The sequence below is a fragment of the Chryseobacillus diguaensis genome (assembly GCF_049220665.1).
Classification (GTDB): Bacteria; Bacillota; Bacilli; order Bacillales; family Bacillaceae; genus Metabacillus_B.
Window position 1 is genome coordinate 188203 of the sequence record NZ_JBMKNV010000005.1, and the last position, 16088, is coordinate 204290.

Below are 16088 nucleotides of genomic sequence, written 5' to 3' on the forward strand. Positions count from 1 at the left end.
CCCGGTTTAGAGAGCGCATAACACCGTTTTTATGCATACTCGAATAAGCGTTGACGTGAACGCTTTTTTATGTATATAGGTCATGGCGTTTAGACTATTCCCGTAGTCTGCGCTCTTTTTTTTGTCTTTTTATCGCGTTCTCTTTAATCGCATCACTGGCGAATATTGATCGTGACTCTTCCTCATCTCCGAAATATCCATCTGTATATAGCGCCTCATCGTTCTTATATCCGACCATCCCCCGATTTTCTGTAATGTGAACGGATCGCAGCCGTTAAGAATCATATTTTTCGCCCATGTATGGCGGTAGACGTGCGCTGTTAGCTTCTTCGCTTCAATGCCGGCCTTCTCTGCGTAATATTTAAGCCGTTTATTAAAGTGATTCGGCCCGATTGGATCGCCGTAGCTGGATAAGAAAAGCCGGTCCGTTTTGAAATGCCGAGAATTCTCTTCATATAGCCGGAGAATTAGCTTCATAACGTGCGTTGACATCGGCACCAGGCGAGAATTTCGATTCTTACTTTGACTAGACTTTACCGTAGTAAAGCGCGTATTAAAGTCGATATCAGCCATCCGAAGCCCTAGCAATTCGTTAATTCGGAGGCCGGTATCCAGTAGCGCATTTATGCCGACATAATCCCGATAGCCTACGAAGTCCTTTAGATTAGGCTCCCGCAATATCGCTTTCACTTCGACATCGGTAAAGCAGTTAGTCAGATCGATGTCTTGCCGCAGAAGCCGGATCTTATCCATCGGATTGATTTCGAGTAAATCTTCGCCTTGCAAGTAATTAAAGGCAGAACGCAGACTCCGGAGATTAATATTTATCGTTGTATCCGATAGCCCGATTTCTTGATTATCAGCGTTAATGAATTTATGGCCGGTATATTTCCGCTTGTCGTACTTCATCCAATTAATGTAGTTCCGAATCATATCCGTTTCTACTTCGTCAAGATTCTCAACCTCCGGATAATTCTCGGCCAGCCACTCGGTAAAATAACGCCACATTTTCGCATAGTCCAATAGCGTCCTTTCCCGGAGCCCTTCCGACCGCTTACCGGACAAAACGATGTCGATAGCATTCTGAAACGTCAATCGCGGATATGACTTCGATGGATTTACTATTTTCGATACTCGTTTACGCTTATTTAACGACAAAAAAGCGACCTCCCTAACGATGGATTTCGTACCCATCACTAAGAAGATCGCGTGATTAACAACCGTATTGGCCCCGAAATGGGGTTGTTTTCATACCGATAAGTTACCGCTAAATGCCGATTTTACGGCGGTAAAAACAATCATCGCATTCAGTTTCCGATTAGATTTCCGTACCACATCTCGGAAGATAAAATCGGCTGAAAACGTTGATATACCGCTTAGCACTCTTCAGGAGTACCAGCGTTAACTGCCGTTCTGAAAGATGAACCGCAGCCGCATGAAGCGATGGCATTAGGATTATCAATCGTAAATCCCCCGCCCATCATGCTTTGCTTAAAATCGATAACAGTTCCTTTTAATGCAGGCGCACTTTCTTTATCAACCAGAACAGTTAATCCGTGCAGTTCAAGCTCTGTGTCGCCTTCTTGTTTTTCATGGTCAAAGCCCATGCCGTAGGACAGACCGCTGCAGCCGCCGCCTTTTATTCCTACACGAAGAAAAGCATCTTCTTCTTCATTTTGCTTCATCATATCTTTTATTTGAAACGCAGCAGCTTCCGTAATAATTAAAATTTCACTCACTTAAAACACTCCTTCATGTTAGCTTTTTTAAACAGTGTAAAAGCAACATTATGTTCTTAGTATACTTCACTTGAGGTGAACTCTCAAACAGGAGCATTTCACCTGTTATAATAGTAAATTCCCTCACAAATGGTTTCAGCAGGACCTTTCATTAATACAGATCCTTCCTCTGTCCAGTTAATGACTAAATCGCCGCCGGCTAAGTGGACTGTTGTATCTTTTCCTCTTTTTGAGTAGCCGTTTAAAACAGATGAAACGACTGCTGCACATGCACCTGTTCCGCATGCCTGAGTCACACCTGATCCTCTCTCCCATACACGGAAGTGCATTTCGTCTTCTTTTACGACTTGCACAAACTCCACATTGATTCCTTCTGGGAATCTGGCATCTTTTTCAACAATCGGTCCAAGAGTCGTGACAGGGGCTTCTTCAATATTTTCCTTATAAAAGATAATATGAGGGTTTCCCATGGAAAGTGCAGTGGCCTGATATTCTGTGCCATCAAAAATCATTTTTTCAGCAATCGTCTGGCTTTCCTGATTGCCTTCCATTGGAAGTTCACTTTTTAAAAGCCTCGGCATTCCCATATCAACTGTTACTTCTCTCACATAACCATCTTCCACATGGACCTCTGCCTCAACGAGTCCTGAAAGTGTTTCAATCTGAAACTTTTTCTCATATACCATCTGGTGGCTATAAACATATTTGGCCACACAGCGAAGGCCGTTACCACAGTTTTTTCCTTCTGAACCATCACTGTTAAAAATGCGCATCTTAACAGGGGCTTTTTCAGATGGGCATATAAGAATCAGGCCGTCTGAGCCGATCCCTGTATAAATGTTTGAGACTTCTTTTGCAAGACGAGGCAGCTCTGCTTCTTCTATATTTTCTTCAAAAAGATTAACATATATATAGTTATTTCCTAATCCATGCATTTTGGTGAAATGTAAGGAATTCATAGTATCCTCCGAAATTTCTTTTTCTTAAGTATAAATAGTAACCAGATTGTTCACAATAGAAATATCCCCCGTTTGAATATATCAGTAAAGGCTTCTTACAGACTTGTAAGAAGCCTTTATTGTGGATTTTTTTAAGTTAAATAGTTCTTTTAACTCACGATAAGTAGTATAATTGGACTACATTCCATATTCATTTTATTAGTAATGTATAGAAAAAAGCCTAAGTAATACTGTGACTACTATTTTAAGGGGGCAAAAATGTGATGGAACCAGAATATCTCTATAATAAACATGTTCATTGCCAGGTTTGCAATCATGACTTTACCACTAAAAAACTCCGTTCCAAGTTCATCCGTGCTGTCCAGCATGACACTGATTTTTGTTCCTATTACGCCTCTGAAAAACATAATCCGCTTTTTTACTATATTACTGTATGCCCTGAATGCGGCTTCTCATTTTCTGACGAATTTTCAGCCTGTTTTCCTCCAAGAACTCTTCAAACAATAGAAGAAAAGATCTGGAAAAACTGGGGCAAGCTCAATTACTGCGGAGAAAGAAATATAAGAGAAGTTTTGAATACATATAAGCTGGCCATTTACTGCGCGCAGTTAAAGCAGGAAAAACATGTCGCAGCAGCAGGAATTTATTTACGTCTTGCCTGGCTTTACAGAACGGAAGAACCATCACATGAAATCCGATTTATGCAGCTTGCTCTAGAAGAGTATATTCATTCATACTCCAAAGAAGATTTTATGGGATCTATGCTGACAGAAACAAAAATCCTTTATTTAATTGGAGAATTAAACAGGCGTCTCGGCAATATCAGCCAGGCAACCCTTTATTTTTCAAGAATCATTGAAAAACAAAAAGAAACACTGGAAAAAGGAATCATTCAAATGGCAAAAGACCGCTGGTATGAAATCAGACAGGAAAAAAGACAAACAGCGAATTAACAAGAAAAGCGGAAGCGCCTGGTCAGCCCCGACAAGCACTGGAAGCAAAATCCGAAAAGTCCGGTTTTGACTTTTTGGATTTTCCTGAAGTGACCTCGAGGGGCTAGGCGCTGCAGCCGGACAATGAAAAGCGGAAGCGCCTGGTCAGCCCCGACAAGCACTGGAAGCAAAATCCGAAAAGTCCGGTTTTGACTTTTTGGATTTTCCTGAAGTGACCTCGAGGGGCTAGGCGCTGCAGCTGGACAATGAAAAGCGGAAGCGCCTGGTTAGCCCCGACAAGCACTGGAAGCAAAATCCGAAAAGTCTGGTTTTGACTTTTTGGATTTTCCTGAAGTGACCTCGAGGGGCTGGGCGCTGCAGCTGGACAATGAAAAGCGGAAGCGCCAGGTCAGCCCCGACAAGCACTTCCTAATTTTACAGACAAAAATACAAGAAACGAGCACATCAAAGGTGCTCGTTTTTTTATAAAACAGAATCAGAACATAGGGTTCTCTTCCAGGTATTGATATATATTTTCCACCAGCTCATCATGCGTTTCGCCGGCAACTACTTCTCCATTCACGAGTGCATAAAGCGATTCAAAGCATTTGCCGCAGTAGCCTAGACACCCATATTCAATGATGTCAAGATTAGGATCCCTTTCAAGGATCTCAAGGGCTTTTTGCGATCCGTTTGCCAGGTTGCTTATGCAAAATTCGATAATTGGCTTCACAAATTTTCACCTCTCTAATTGCAATTTTATCCTACTCTCTTTTGGATAGCCCAGTCAACCGATTTAAACTTTGTTTTGCCCCTTAAGAATAAATTTTGTTACAATTAAGGAGCCTATGTAATAAAAGCGTTTTACTATATAAAACTTTATCGTGGAATGATCGGGATTTTTTGACATGATATTGTGATTTGCATGTAATTTCGATATACTTTTTTATGGAATTTGTAAAGGTTTTGTCAAATTATCAGTTTTAAATATAATTTTGCGGTTTACGTAAAAAAAGGGGAATCCGTATATGAAAAATTTAGTGATTCTTGGCGGCGGTTACGGTGGTATGAGACTTCTTCAAAAACTGCTTCCAAATCATCTTCCTGAGGATGTTCAAATAACTCTTGTTGATAAAAATCCATACCATTGTCTGAAAACGGAATATTATGCTCTTGCAGCAGGAACCATTTCCGATCATCATGTCCGGGTGGAGTTTCCAGAGCATGACCGGCTTCAGCACAAGTATGGCAGCGTGGACTCTGTGGATCTTGAAAAAAAAGAGGTCCGGTTTATTAATGACGAGATTCTGCCGTACGATGAACTGATCATTGGTCTTGGCTGCGAGGACAAGTACCATAGTGTGCCAGGTGCAGTGGAATATACTTACAGCATTCAAACAATTGATGAGTCCCGGAAGACATCCCAAAAGCTGAACAACCTAAGTGCAGGAGCTAAAGTGGTTATCGTCGGAGCAGGCTTAAGCGGGGTTGAGCTTGCAAGCGAGCTGCGGGAAAGCAGAAAAGACCTTCAAATCATCCTTATGGACCGCGGAAATCTGATACTCTCCATGTTCCCTCAAAGATTAAGCAAATATGTACAAAGCTGGTTCGAAGAACATAATGTAGAAATTATTAATTCTTCCAATGTAACTAGAGTGGAACCAGGTGTGGTTTACAATCATGAAGATGCCATCACAGCCGATGCAATCGTTTGGACTGCTGGCATCCAGCCGAATAAGGTTGTAAGGGATCTTCCAGTTGAAAAAGATCCTCAGGGTAGAGTGATTTTGACCGTTCATCATCATCTTCCAAATGACCAAAATGTATTTGTTGTTGGAGATTGTGCAAGCCTTCCGCATGCGCCAAGTGCTCAGCTTGCAGAAGCTCAAGCAGAACAAATTGTTCAAGTACTGACAAAAAGGTGGAAAAATGAACCTCTTCCTGAATCCTTCCCTCCTTTCAAACTAAAAGGGGTACTTGGTTCACTTGGAAGGAAACACGGTTTTGGCCTATTGGCAGACACCCCGCTGATGGGACGGGTTCCAAGGCTTCTGAAATCCGGTATTCTTTGGATGTACAAGTATCATAATGGATGATTTTTCCAACAAAAAGGACAGGCTCTGCTCGGGAGACCTGCCTTTTTTTATTTAGGCTGTATTCGCAAAGATTGTTGCTATTCGTATATGTAAACAACACGCATAAAGACAAGCTTCGTGGCATCTTTTCTAAAAATTCACAGTTGCATTATATATTGCATGCTTTCATTAAATTGCATGAATGTATCAAGCTATCACGCCTCCCTCCTGTTTCAATTTATCAGCTTTTAGAAGAGAGCATCCTGTCATACCTTGCCCTTTGAGACAGCTGAAAACAAATCAGCCTTCAGCAGGCAGATAACCGTACTTTTCAAGCTCTGAGTAAACAGCTTTTAAGCGAGGATTTCCTTCGCCAACGACAGTATTTTCAATCACCACAAGCGGATAAAAATACTCATCGTTCAGTACTTTCTCCACATAAATTTTCTTCTCTTCCTCAAAGGGCGGCTCATGAATATTTATATAGCTGATTGTAAAAGGCTGATTGGGATATTTTCTTGTTACAGCTGCTTCCAGCCATTCATATGTTTCTTTGGATGAGGGCATGTTCACACAGCTTGGGCATAGAACTTCCGCTCCATAAACACAAATCTCAACTTGCTTTTTCATCAGTATTCCCCCTTGTTTGATTTTATTTTATTTCATTTTCACAAGCCTTTCCATCTATATTTCACTATAGGAAAATATCCATTTTTCTTCTTTCTGAAATATGTTACAATGATTTGGATAAAGCGTTATGAATCGATTAAGCATGACATTAGATTTATAAGACCCACTTGAATATAATGGTATCATAGGAAGGAGTCGATCAGCGTGGAAGAAACTCAAACACAAATGATGGAACAAGTTCAGGAAGTTCTGGATAAGCTTCGCCCATTCCTGCTTCGCGATGGCGGAGACTGCGAATTGGTTGATGTAGAAGATGGTATTGTTAAGCTTCGTCTGCTTGGCGCTTGCGGCAGCTGCCCAAGTTCTACCATTACTTTAAAAGCAGGTATTGAACGTGCTCTTCTTGAGGAAGTACCTGGAGTTATGGAAGTAGAGCAAGTATTCTAATAAATAGATACTAAAGCCCGATGGATCCCATCGGGCTTTTCTTTTATTTTGTGAATTTACTTTAATGTTTTCCCAAATGCTGAGCAAACCAGCTTTGAATGAAACCTAGCCGTTCTACGCGCAGCTTCGGGTGGCCGTTCCTTGAAAGATCATGGTTGCTGTCTGGGAAGCGGATAAATTGTGTTTCTTTTTCCAGCCGTTTTAGTGAAATAAAAAGCTGCTCTGCTTGTTCAATCGGACAGCGGTAATCTTTTTCGCTATGTAAAATTAAAAGCGGTGTATTAACGTTTTTCACATACTTTAGCGGTGAATGCTCCCACAGCTTTTCAGGATTTTCAAACAGGCTTGAACCAACTTCCCATTCTGTGAAGTAGTATCCAATATCACTCACCCCGTAAAAGCTGAGCCAGTTAGATATGCAGCGCTGGGTAACGGCTGCTTTAAACCGGTCCGTGTGGCCGACGATCCAATTGGTCATGAATCCTCCGTAGCTTCCTCCTGTTACTCCAAGTCTCTCTTCATCAATAAACGGGAATTCTTTTAAAGCATAATCGACTGCAGTCATTAAATCCCGATAATCGTCCCCGCCATAGTCCCCTCTGACCAAATTAGCGAACTGCTGCCCATACCCTTGACTCCCCCTTGGATTGACATATAGAACAGCATAGCCAGCAGAAGCAAGCACTTGAAATTCGTGGACATACGTATTTGCATACATCTTATGGGGACCTCCGTGAATTTCGAGAAGAAGAGGATATTTCCTTCCTGCTTCGTACCCAAATGGCTTCATAAACCAACCATGTATTTCAAGGCCATCTTCTGCCTTAAAGCTTATTATTTCCGGTTTAATGATCGCTGTTTCTTCAATATATTGCTTATTGGCATCAGTCAGCCTGCGGCTTTCACCGGTTTTGTAATCTAAATAATAAAGCTCACCTGGTGCATCAGGCGTGCTGATTCCAACAACGGAAGAATGGTCAGAAGGATTCAGGGAAAGTGCAAACACATGTTCATTTTCAGACCTTACCGGAAAAACCGATCCATCTGGAGAACCATAATAAACAGCAGTGCTTCCCTGTTCACTTGCGATAAAATAAAATCCCTCGGAATCTTCCGTCCATTGAATGCCAGGAAAAACATTGCCGAACAGGACATCTCCTGCTGCAGAATCGCTTATATGCACATCCCAGCCTTCTGTCAAACAGGAAAACTCACCCGATTCCATATGATAAAGCCACAATTTACTGCTCGAAGCACTAAGGTACTCTTTTTCATTTCCAAGGGAAGCAAGATATTTGCCATCAGGCGAAAAAGCGAGATTTCCAAAAAAACCTCTTTCCTGCGTCAATTTTACTGGCTTCAAATCATTCAAATCCATAAGAAAAATATCAGATATCAAGGATAGATCCGGGTTTTCAGACTGATCTGAGGTAAATGCTATTTTTTGTCCATCTGGATGATAAGCAGGATCTGCTGCTCCTTCTTTTTCATTTGTGAGCTGACGAATTTCTTCTGTCTGCAGATTCACGATAAAAACCTGGGACTTCCGGTCTTTTAAAAACCCGCCTGCATCAGATTTGTAGCCCATATTCCTTACAATGAGAGCTTCTGGACCGTTATTGTTTTCTTTCTTTTCCTGAATGCTTTCGTTTTTGGACAGAGAAACAGAAAACAATAGGTGTACTCCGTCAGGAGACCAGACTGGTCCTGAAACACGATGAGGCGAGTGCGTCAGTCTCTTTGCTTCCCCTCCCGCCAGATTCATGACATAAAGCTCAAATTCACCTGAACGGTTCGATAGAAAAGCAATTTTGCTTCCGTCTGGAGACCATCTTGGCGAATGGTCCCGATGCTCTCCAAAGGTCCACTGGCTGCTTTTATTCATGGAAAAATCATAATAGTACAGATGTGAAGTATAGGAATGCGTTTCTTTATTTATGGAGGTTTGGACGTAAACAGCACCTTTCCCATCTGGAGAGAGCCTTGGGTCTGTTAGTGATTTTAAACAATATAAATCCTCCGCTTTTACACGTTTTTTTGTATGTGTCTTCATCGTTAATTCCCTTTCTATGTAAAACTGTTTCTTAGTCTATTTCGATATCCTAAATAATTTTCCTGCGGGAAAAAGAAAAAGCAAACCCCAAAGGTCTGCTCATTGCATATGAATTAGTTTGCTGCGATATGTTTTGTATAGCTCACTGTGCTGCCATGATTCGGTATATCTAGATGGACAACATGGCATGCTTGAAATTCTTTTTTCAAACTTGCTTCAAGGCCTTTTCCCTGTCCTTTTTCAATAAATGAAATAATGGCGGGTCCGGCACCGCTTATCGCTGAACCATAGGCGCCAAGATCCTTGGCAATCCTTGCAGCATCTTTATATTCCGGAATAAGAACATCTCTATAAGATTGATGAAAAAGATCCTTTTGCATCATTTTTCCGGCAAGCTCCCAATTTCCTTTCATGATAGCTGCAACAAGAAGATTACTGACAGCACTTGCTTCAACAGCTTTCTTAAACGGCAGGACGCTTGGCAGGACCTCTCTCGCATCCTTAGTAAATACTTTGTAAGGCGGAATGATCATAACCGCATCTACGTTTACTTCAGAAACATGCACGATTTCTGTTTCTTCCTCCTGATGAAGGCCAATAATAAGCCCACCATATACAGAGGCTCCGACGTTATCCGGATGGTCTTCCAGTAGGCTCGCTATCCTTGTTTTATCTTTTTTGTTTAACTGAAGGCCGCATAATTCATTTGCCAGTTCAATTCCCGCTACTATAGCGGCAGCACTGCTTCCAAGCCCTCTGGCAATGGGAATATCACTCCATACTTTCACATGGCAGGGAGGGATTTCTTTTCCGAAAGTGTCTGCTGCTTTTTCTGCCGCAAGATAAATCAGATTTTCTTTGCCTTCAGAAAGGCCTTCTGTCTCTTTGCTCTCAGCTTCAAATTTCCACTGCTTTGATAAAACTGCCGAAAGACGAAGGCTGCATCCCAGGGCCAGGCCCACAGAATCAAAACCCGGTCCCAGATTTGCCGTGCTGCCAGGTACAGAGATAAGAAGCATGTCGCTTTCCATCATACCATCTGAACCCCTTCAAGATGCTTGAGGACAATGTGTTCGTCATTTGGAAGGACCAGCGGCTTGATTTCAGCAATATTTATTGCAACATTGGGATCTTTGAGGCCATTTCCAGTCAAAACTGCTACTACCTTGCTTTGCGGTTTTATTTCACCTGTTCTCAACTGCTTGATGATACCGGCAATGGAAGCACAAGAAGCCGGTTCAGCAAAAACGCCCTCTTCCCTTGCAAGAAGCTGATAAGCTTCAAGAATTTCATCATCAGTTACTTCATCAATTTTACCGCCCGATTCATCTGCAGCTTTTACAGCTTTCTCCCAGCTTGCAGGGTTTCCGATTCTGATGGCAGTTGCAATGGTTTCCGGATTTTCAATGATTCTATTCCGGACAATGGCTGCAGCCCCCTCCGCTTCAAAACCCCTCATTTCCGGAAGACCTGTGCCATTTATTTGATCGTATTCCAAAAATCCCTTCCAATAGGCTGTAATATTGCCTGCATTCCCGAGCGGTATAGCTAGAACGTCAGGCGCCTGTCCCAGCTGCTCGCAAACTTCAAAGGCACCCGTTTTTTGGCCTTCGATCCTGTAAGGATTCACAGAGTTTACAAGTGTAATAGGAAGCTTCTCACAAATGCTGCGGACCATTTTAAGCGCATCATCGAAATTCCCTTCGATAGAGTAAATGTCAGCACCGTACATGACAGCCTGTGCAAGCTTCCCTAGAGCAATTTTCCCTTCTGGTATTACAACTGCACATCGCATGCCGGCGCGGGCTGCATAAGCTGCTGCAGACGCTGAGGTATTGCCAGTAGATGCACACATAACAGTCGTGCTGCCTTCTTCCTTTGCCTTTGCCACTGCCATGACCATGCCTCTGTCTTTAAATGAACCTGTCGGATTAGTACCTTCTGTTTTAACAAATAGCTCCACACCTAGCCGATCGGATAATCTTGGAAGAAAAACAAGCGGTGTGTTTCCTTCATGAAGTGTGAGCAATGGTGTCTTTTCCGTTACCGGCAAAAAGTTTTTGTATTTAACAAGCAATCCGTTCCAGCTCATTTAATATCCGTTCCCTTCTACTCTGTAGGTGCTTTTCAACTGCTCGACAACCTCCAGATTGTTCAGCTGTTCTAAAATTTCCGCAAAATCCTTTTGAGAAGCACGATGAGTCACAATGACGATTTCAGCAAGCCCCTTTTCCTTTAAAGGCAGCTGGAGAATTTTTTCGAAGCTGACCGATCTTTCGGAAAACAGTGAAGTGATTTTAGCAAATGAACCAACCTCATCTTTTACATGAATACGAAGAAATTGCTGTGCAAAGGTTTCTTCCGGATGCTTCAGCTGTTTATCAAATTGGGGTGCAACAGCACTGCGTCCATTAACTCCAAGACGCATATTTTTCAAAACACCAACAAGGTCAGAGACAACAGCTGTTGCTGTTGGCAGGCTTCCTGCACCAGGTCCGTAAAACATTGTTTCTCCAACTGCTTCACCATAGACGTATACAGCATTGTATTCATCGCTGACTGAAGCGAGCGGGTGATAATCAGGAAGAAGGGTCGGCTCCACACTTACTTCAATTCTTCCATTCTCGCGCTGGGCAATCCCAATCAGCTTCATTGTATAACCGAGTCTTTTGCTGTAGCTGATGTCATCATCTGTCACAGCCGAAATGCCTTTCACTTTTACATCATCCAAATCAACATTCATTGAAAATCCAAGCCTTGCCATGATGGCCATTTTTCTTGCTGCATCAAGCCCTTCAACATCGGCTGTCGGGTCGCTCTCTGCGTATCCAAGCTCCTGCGCTTCTTTGAGAACCTCTGAATAAGCACTTCCATGCTTGCTCATTTTTGTTAAAATGAAGTTGGTTGTGCCGTTGACAATCCCCATCATTTTCGTAATCCGGTCAGATGCAAGACCGTCTACTAAGCTTCTCAAAATAGGAATTCCGCCTGCAACACTGGCTTCATAGAATAGGTCACAGCCATTTTCAGTTGCTGCCGCCAGCAGCTCTGATCCGTATAAAGCCATTAAATCTTTATTAGCCGTCACAACATGTTTTTTCTCTTTAACCGCTTCAAGGAGGTATTCCTTTGTCTGCTCAATACCGCCCATTACCTCTATAATAACGTCAATGTCCTTATCATGAATAACTTCGTAAGGGCTAGTTGTGAGAAGGTCCTGGCCTACAGCAACCTGTCTTTCTTTTTCCTTCTCTCTAACCAGCACCTTTTTCACTTCAACCGGACATCCAACGAGATGAACCAATTTATCCTGGTGTTCTTTAATAATCGTTACAACACCACTTCCTACTGTACCGAGTCCAAGCAGCCCAACTTGAATAGCTTCCAATCTCTTCACCCCTTACGTCTTTTCTGTGCGGACATTTGTATCTTACTGATAGACATTATGAATATATTAGCATTATAAAACTGGGTAATTTATTTTACAAGGCGGAATTTTCAGTATTATTAAATTGTAAACGCTTTATCCATTGCCTTGTCTGATGTCAAAATATTTTTCCTCCTGTTCAGTTAAAACGTATTTCACCCATTCCTGATCCTGAAATACCGGCCATACTATTAAGCATCTAAATAAGAAGGCTGACTTGCAATGAAGTCAGCGCTTTCCTGCTTTCAGTTGAACTTGTGTGTAAGGCTTATCTCCCTTTAATACTAAGGCAATGTTTTTGCAGCACAGATCCATCATCTTCCTTCGTGTTTCCCCTGTTGCACTCCCGATATGAGGAAGTGCTGTAACACTCTGGAGCTTCAGAAGCGGATGATCTGCCTCAATCGGTTCTTTTACGAAAACATCAAGCCCTGCACCAGCAATCATTCCCTCTTCAAGCGCCCTTAGCAGGTCACCCTCTATAACAACTGCTCCTCTGGAAACGTTAACAAAAATGGCTGTTCTTTTCATTTGTTTAAAACGATCATACGTAAATAATTCCTTCGTTTGTTCGGTCAGCGGAGTCAGACAAACAACGAAATCGGATTGTGCAAGCAAGTCTTCAAGGTCCAAGTATTCTGCGTGAACTGCCTGTTCGGCCTCCTCATTACGGGAACGATTGTGATAGAGCACTTTCATATCAAAACCCTTTGCTCGCTTTGCAACAGCAGACCCTATTTTCCCCATCCCTACTATGCCGATGGTTTTATGATGAAGATCAATACCCGCAAGCTGCAGGGGACTCCATCCTTTCCATTTGCCTTCTTTTATGTAGTCCGCTGCTTCGACAACCCTTCTCGCAGCTGCCATAAGCAAAGCAAAAGCTAAATCTGCTGTAGTGTCTGTAAGTACATCTGGCGTATTGCAAACAATGATATCTTTGCTGCTGGCATATTTCAGGTCGATATTATCGTACCCGACAGCTAAATTCGAAATGACTTTCAGGTTTTCAGCAGCATTTAGCAGTTCTTGATCCACTTGATCAGATAGCATAGTTAAAAGCGCATCAGCTTGTTTAGCTTTTTCAAGCAATACATTTCTTGGGCATGGTTCTTCTTCTTTCTCCCACATTTCTACAATTGCTATTTCACTAAGCTGCTTTACCTGTTCATCAGGCAATGATCTTGTTATATACACGAATGGTTTTTTCAAGCCTCTCACCTCAAAGTTTTTTCCTCCATCATATCATAGAGAGGTGAGTGGTTATTTTAAAGCCAATGGACAGCTGGGAGACTGATTTTACGTGTTCTCATGGAGAGCATGGATGAATAGGATTTTAAAAATGATTCATAATCTGCTGAACGATCCAGCAGCTCATTCAGCTTTCTTTCATACAGGGGTTTTCCGGAATCTGCCGAAAGATAATAATCCTCAATACATTCGAAATAATGAAGAGGGAATAAAAGCCTTGAGAATATGAGCCGCCAAGAGAAAGAGGACAAGGGGGTGGTGCGGTCGTAGTCCTCAATGAATGAATACCCTGTTTCCCTATGCTGTTCGGGCAGGCAGAGAAATTCATTTCGGATATATTCGGCCACATCCCGGGTCGCGTGGTCAAAAACCCACTCTGTCGGAAGCTTCATAAAAACCTGATTTTCCCATGTGGCAGAGTGAAACCTTTGATGACAAATGGTCGCAGAATCAATTGGCTTAGGCTCATCGTCCAATTCAGTATCAACTAAATACTGAATACCATTTTCCGCTAAACCGAGATAATAAGGAAAGGATTCGATAAAGAGCTTTTCAAACTGGTCAAGAGGATGGGCCTGCACTTTTCCTCTCCAAAAAGCCTCCAGCTGATCAAGCCTCTTTTCCCAAAGCGTCTTCCACTGGCCGATCCGGTTCGATTTTGTAAGCTGATAAGGAAAGCTTCTTCCTTTCTGATGAAATTGGGCAAGCTCCCTTCCTGCAGAAATACTGCTCCTGTTTCCCACCTGCTCACATTTTAAAACGGCATATTTTCTGCCGTCTTTCTCAGCCGTAAGCGCCCCTTGCTTTGTTGGCAAAAATACAGCCGTGTATGGTTCCCTTTTTTCCTGTAAATACTGACTCATAGAATGAAGTTCAAATAGCTCATCTTCATCTATATGTGATACTGGAACAATCAGGCAAAGCGTCTGGTGAACACGAAATGCATCGTAATTTTTTATTTTAAAAAATTCAGATGCATGGAGTCCATAGCTCTCTTTCAGCATTGTCTTCATCAAATTTCTCCCCCGTATCCATATGTTATATATGCTATCGTAGTCATAAAAAAAGGGGATTATGCCTCTAAAAAGTTTTCTTTCCCAGATTTATAACACCTGTGAATTCCCTTTTGAATAAAATAGGAAAAAAGATTGGGTGATGGAATGGAACAAGATAAAAAAATGGATACCGTTGAACGTGCGGCAAGAGACAAACTTGCCGAGCGCGGGGTGAAGCCAAAACATATAGCAGAGCTCGTTCTCTTTTTGCAAAAGAAATACCACCCAAATTTGCAGCTTGATGAGTGCCTTTCCAATGTGGAAAGGGTACTGTCTAAAAGAGAAGTTCAAAATGCCATTTTGACTGGAATTCATTTAGATACGGCTGCAGAAAAGGGGCTGCTGGATGAACCGCTCCAATCAATCATTGCAACAGATGAAAGCTTATATGGCGTGGATGAAATTATGGCCTTTTCAATCGTAAATATTTATGGTTCCATCGGCTTTACCAATTATGGATATATCGATAAAGAAAAACCAGGTATCCTGAGTTATTTAAATGATAAATCAACAGGAATGTGCCATACGTTTTTAGATGATATTGTAGGAGCCATAGCTGCTGCTGCATCAAGCAGGCTAGCTCACAGAGCGAGAAATGCTGAATAGCTGGCGGAAGGCCAATATGAAGTAAAAAGAAGAGGACGCTCAATTAGAGCGGTCCTCTTCTTTCCATTAGATATATTCAATCCATTCAGCAAGCGAGTTTACAGCATATGTGGGCTGATCCTTATATTGCAGCAGATGAGTACTAGAGGTCACACCTGTGTGAACAATAAGGGTATCAAGCCCTGATCTGATCCCAGCCATAATGTCTGTATCATAATTGTCACCAATCATCAGGGTTTCCTCTTTATTTGTACCAAGCACTTTCAGGGCCTGTTCCATAATGATCGGTTCAGGTTTTCCGATAAATATCGGTTCAACCTTCGTACTGACCGTAATGACAGATGTCAGGGATCCATTTCCAGGCAGAAGGCCCCGTTCAGTCGGAATCGCAATATCTCCATTTGTTGAAATGAACGTTGCACCATTTCGAACGCCAAGACAGGCTATCGCCAGTTTTTCGTAGGATATTTCCCGGTCAATACCTACGATAACGAAGTCAGGCTGTTCTTCCGTTAACGTAAACCCTTTATCCTGCACCGCTTTTAAAATTCCCTCCTCCCCAATCACATAGACGGAGAAACCCTGTTTTTTCTCATATATGTAATTAGCTGTGGCCTGCGAAGTGGTAAACACTTGTTCTGGCTTTGCAGGAATATCAAAGCCGTTCAATTTCTCTGCCACCTGTTCTGGTGTTCTTGAAGAATTGTTGGTTACAAAAAGATAAGGGAGGCCTTTCTTATTAAGGGCATGAATAAAATCCCCAGCTTCCTCAATCTTTTCCGTTCCTTTATACATTGTTCCGTCAAGATCAATTAGAAACCCTTTATAGCTTTTCATGTCAACACTCCTGGCTGATATTTTCGGTGAAAAATAAAAATAGCGCTACCGTCCCCGGTTAGCGTTTTGCAATAAAA

16 protein-coding genes are annotated in these 16088 nt (G+C 42.1%); 4 read left to right on the top strand and 12 right to left on the bottom strand.

All coding sequences use genetic code 11. From position 1 onward, the window contains the following. Positions 1 to 129: 129 nt before the first annotated feature. From ACOT8F_RS10520 to dapF, 3 genes are all read right to left on the bottom strand, one after another. The gene (locus ACOT8F_RS10520) at positions 130 to 1158 is read right to left on the bottom strand and encodes a tyrosine-type recombinase/integrase (RefSeq protein ID WP_421651771.1); all 1029 of its coding nucleotides are present in this window, start codon (positions 1156 to 1158) and stop codon (positions 130 to 132) included. A gap of 218 nt (positions 1159 to 1376) precedes the next feature. Continuing rightward, positions 1377 to 1739, bottom strand: coding sequence for a HesB/IscA family protein (locus ACOT8F_RS10525; RefSeq protein ID WP_421651773.1), 363 nt, complete (start codon positions 1737 to 1739; stop codon positions 1377 to 1379). 98 nt (positions 1740 to 1837) lie between these two features. Then, complete coding sequence (gene dapF / locus ACOT8F_RS10530; protein WP_421651774.1) at positions 1838 to 2698, bottom strand: diaminopimelate epimerase; 861 nt, start codon at positions 2696 to 2698, stop codon at positions 1838 to 1840. A 263-nt stretch (positions 2699 to 2961) separates the two neighbouring features. Between dapF and ACOT8F_RS10535 the strand changes: the two genes are divergently transcribed. After that, the gene (locus ACOT8F_RS10535) at positions 2962 to 3651 is read left to right on the top strand and encodes a DUF2225 domain-containing protein (RefSeq protein WP_421651939.1); all 690 of its coding nucleotides are present in this window, start codon (positions 2962 to 2964) and stop codon (positions 3649 to 3651) included. A 475-nt stretch (positions 3652 to 4126) separates the two neighbouring features. Here the strand turns inward: ACOT8F_RS10535 and ACOT8F_RS10540 are convergent, their stop codons facing one another. Continuing rightward, a complete protein-coding gene (locus ACOT8F_RS10540; protein WP_421651776.1) occupies positions 4127 to 4363 on the bottom strand; it encodes a YuzB family protein in 237 nt (78 codons plus the stop codon). Positions 4364 to 4658: 295 nt separating this feature from the next. Here ACOT8F_RS10540 and ACOT8F_RS10545 point away from each other — a divergent pair, with 295 nt between their 5' ends. Continuing rightward, positions 4659 to 5726, top strand: coding sequence for an NAD(P)/FAD-dependent oxidoreductase (locus ACOT8F_RS10545; protein ID WP_421651778.1), 1068 nt, complete (start codon positions 4659 to 4661; stop codon positions 5724 to 5726). 279 nt (positions 5727 to 6005) lie between these two features. On the opposite strand, the gene ACOT8F_RS10550 is transcribed toward ACOT8F_RS10545, so the two are convergent. Further along, positions 6006 to 6335: a YuzD family protein gene (locus tag ACOT8F_RS10550; protein WP_421651779.1), complete on the bottom strand. Its 330-nt coding sequence runs from the start codon at positions 6333 to 6335 to the stop codon at positions 6006 to 6008. 225 nt (positions 6336 to 6560) lie between these two features. On the opposite strand from ACOT8F_RS10550, the gene ACOT8F_RS10555 reads away from it, so the two are divergent. Then, on the top strand, positions 6561 to 6782 hold the full coding sequence (locus ACOT8F_RS10555) for a NifU family protein (protein WP_421651940.1): 222 nt from the start codon (positions 6561 to 6563) through the stop codon (positions 6780 to 6782). A gap of 61 nt (positions 6783 to 6843) precedes the next feature. On the opposite strand, the gene ACOT8F_RS10560 is transcribed toward ACOT8F_RS10555, so the two are convergent. From ACOT8F_RS10560 to yutH, 6 genes are all read right to left on the bottom strand, one after another. Beyond that, complete coding sequence (locus ACOT8F_RS10560; RefSeq protein WP_421651780.1) at positions 6844 to 8835, bottom strand: S9 family peptidase; 1992 nt, start codon at positions 8833 to 8835, stop codon at positions 6844 to 6846. Between the two features lie 113 nt (positions 8836 to 8948). Continuing rightward, a complete protein-coding gene (gene thrB, locus ACOT8F_RS10565) occupies positions 8949 to 9869 on the bottom strand; it encodes a homoserine kinase (protein ID WP_421651781.1) in 921 nt (306 codons plus the stop codon). Beyond that, positions 9866 to 10927: a threonine synthase gene (thrC, locus tag ACOT8F_RS10570; protein ID WP_421651782.1), complete on the bottom strand. Its 1062-nt coding sequence runs from the start codon at positions 10925 to 10927 to the stop codon at positions 9866 to 9868. Before thrC ends, thrB begins: the two co-directional genes overlap by 4 nt. After that, the gene (locus ACOT8F_RS10575) at positions 10928 to 12223 is read right to left on the bottom strand and encodes a homoserine dehydrogenase (RefSeq protein ID WP_421651783.1); all 1296 of its coding nucleotides are present in this window, start codon (positions 12221 to 12223) and stop codon (positions 10928 to 10930) included. 267 nt (positions 12224 to 12490) lie between these two features. Continuing rightward, positions 12491 to 13474 (bottom strand): 2-hydroxyacid dehydrogenase, encoded by a 984-nt coding sequence (locus ACOT8F_RS10580; RefSeq protein WP_421651784.1) that lies wholly within the window; start codon positions 13472 to 13474, stop codon positions 12491 to 12493. Between the two features lie 56 nt (positions 13475 to 13530). Further along, positions 13531 to 14526: a spore coat putative kinase YutH gene (gene yutH, locus ACOT8F_RS10585; protein ID WP_421651786.1), complete on the bottom strand. Its 996-nt coding sequence runs from the start codon at positions 14524 to 14526 to the stop codon at positions 13531 to 13533. A gap of 147 nt (positions 14527 to 14673) precedes the next feature. Between yutH and ACOT8F_RS10590 the strand changes: the two genes are divergently transcribed. After that, positions 14674 to 15174, top strand: a complete 501-nt coding sequence (locus ACOT8F_RS10590; protein ID WP_421651788.1) for a phosphatidylglycerophosphatase A family protein — start codon at positions 14674 to 14676, stop codon at positions 15172 to 15174. Between the two features lie 66 nt (positions 15175 to 15240). Here ACOT8F_RS10590 and ACOT8F_RS10595 read toward each other — a convergent pair whose 3' ends face one another. Beyond that, complete coding sequence (locus ACOT8F_RS10595; protein ID WP_421651789.1) at positions 15241 to 16011, bottom strand: TIGR01457 family HAD-type hydrolase; 771 nt, start codon at positions 16009 to 16011, stop codon at positions 15241 to 15243. Between the last annotated feature and the right edge of the window lie 77 nt (positions 16012 to 16088).

What these genes read in the sequence shown, in the direction of transcription:
- dapF (WP_421651774.1), bottom strand. Translation starts at nt 2,698, where the DNA reads ATGAATTCCTTACATTTCACCAAAATGCATGGATTAGGAAATAACTAT.
- ACOT8F_RS10535 (WP_421651939.1), top strand. Translation starts at nt 2,962, where the DNA reads ATGGAACCAGAATATCTCTATAATAAACATGTTCATTGCCAGGTTTGC.
- ACOT8F_RS10545 (WP_421651778.1), top strand. Translation starts at nt 4,659, where the DNA reads ATGAAAAATTTAGTGATTCTTGGCGGCGGTTACGGTGGTATGAGACTT.
- ACOT8F_RS10550 (WP_421651779.1), bottom strand. Translation starts at nt 6,335, where the DNA reads ATGAAAAAGCAAGTTGAGATTTGTGTTTATGGAGCGGAAGTTCTATGC.
- ACOT8F_RS10555 (WP_421651940.1), top strand. Translation starts at nt 6,561, where the DNA reads ATGATGGAACAAGTTCAGGAAGTTCTGGATAAGCTTCGCCCATTCCTG.
- ACOT8F_RS10560 (WP_421651780.1), bottom strand. Translation starts at nt 8,835, where the DNA reads ATGAAGACACATACAAAAAAACGTGTAAAAGCGGAGGATTTATATTGT.
- thrB (WP_421651781.1), bottom strand. Translation starts at nt 9,869, where the DNA reads ATGATGGAAAGCGACATGCTTCTTATCTCTGTACCTGGCAGCACGGCA.
- thrC (WP_421651782.1), bottom strand. Translation starts at nt 10,927, where the DNA reads ATGAGCTGGAACGGATTGCTTGTTAAATACAAAAACTTTTTGCCGGTA.
- yutH (WP_421651786.1), bottom strand. Translation starts at nt 14,526, where the DNA reads ATGAAGACAATGCTGAAAGAGAGCTATGGACTCCATGCATCTGAATTT.
- ACOT8F_RS10590 (WP_421651788.1), top strand. Translation starts at nt 14,674, where the DNA reads ATGGAACAAGATAAAAAAATGGATACCGTTGAACGTGCGGCAAGAGAC.
- ACOT8F_RS10595 (WP_421651789.1), bottom strand. Translation starts at nt 16,011, where the DNA reads ATGAAAAGCTATAAAGGGTTTCTAATTGATCTTGACGGAACAATGTAT.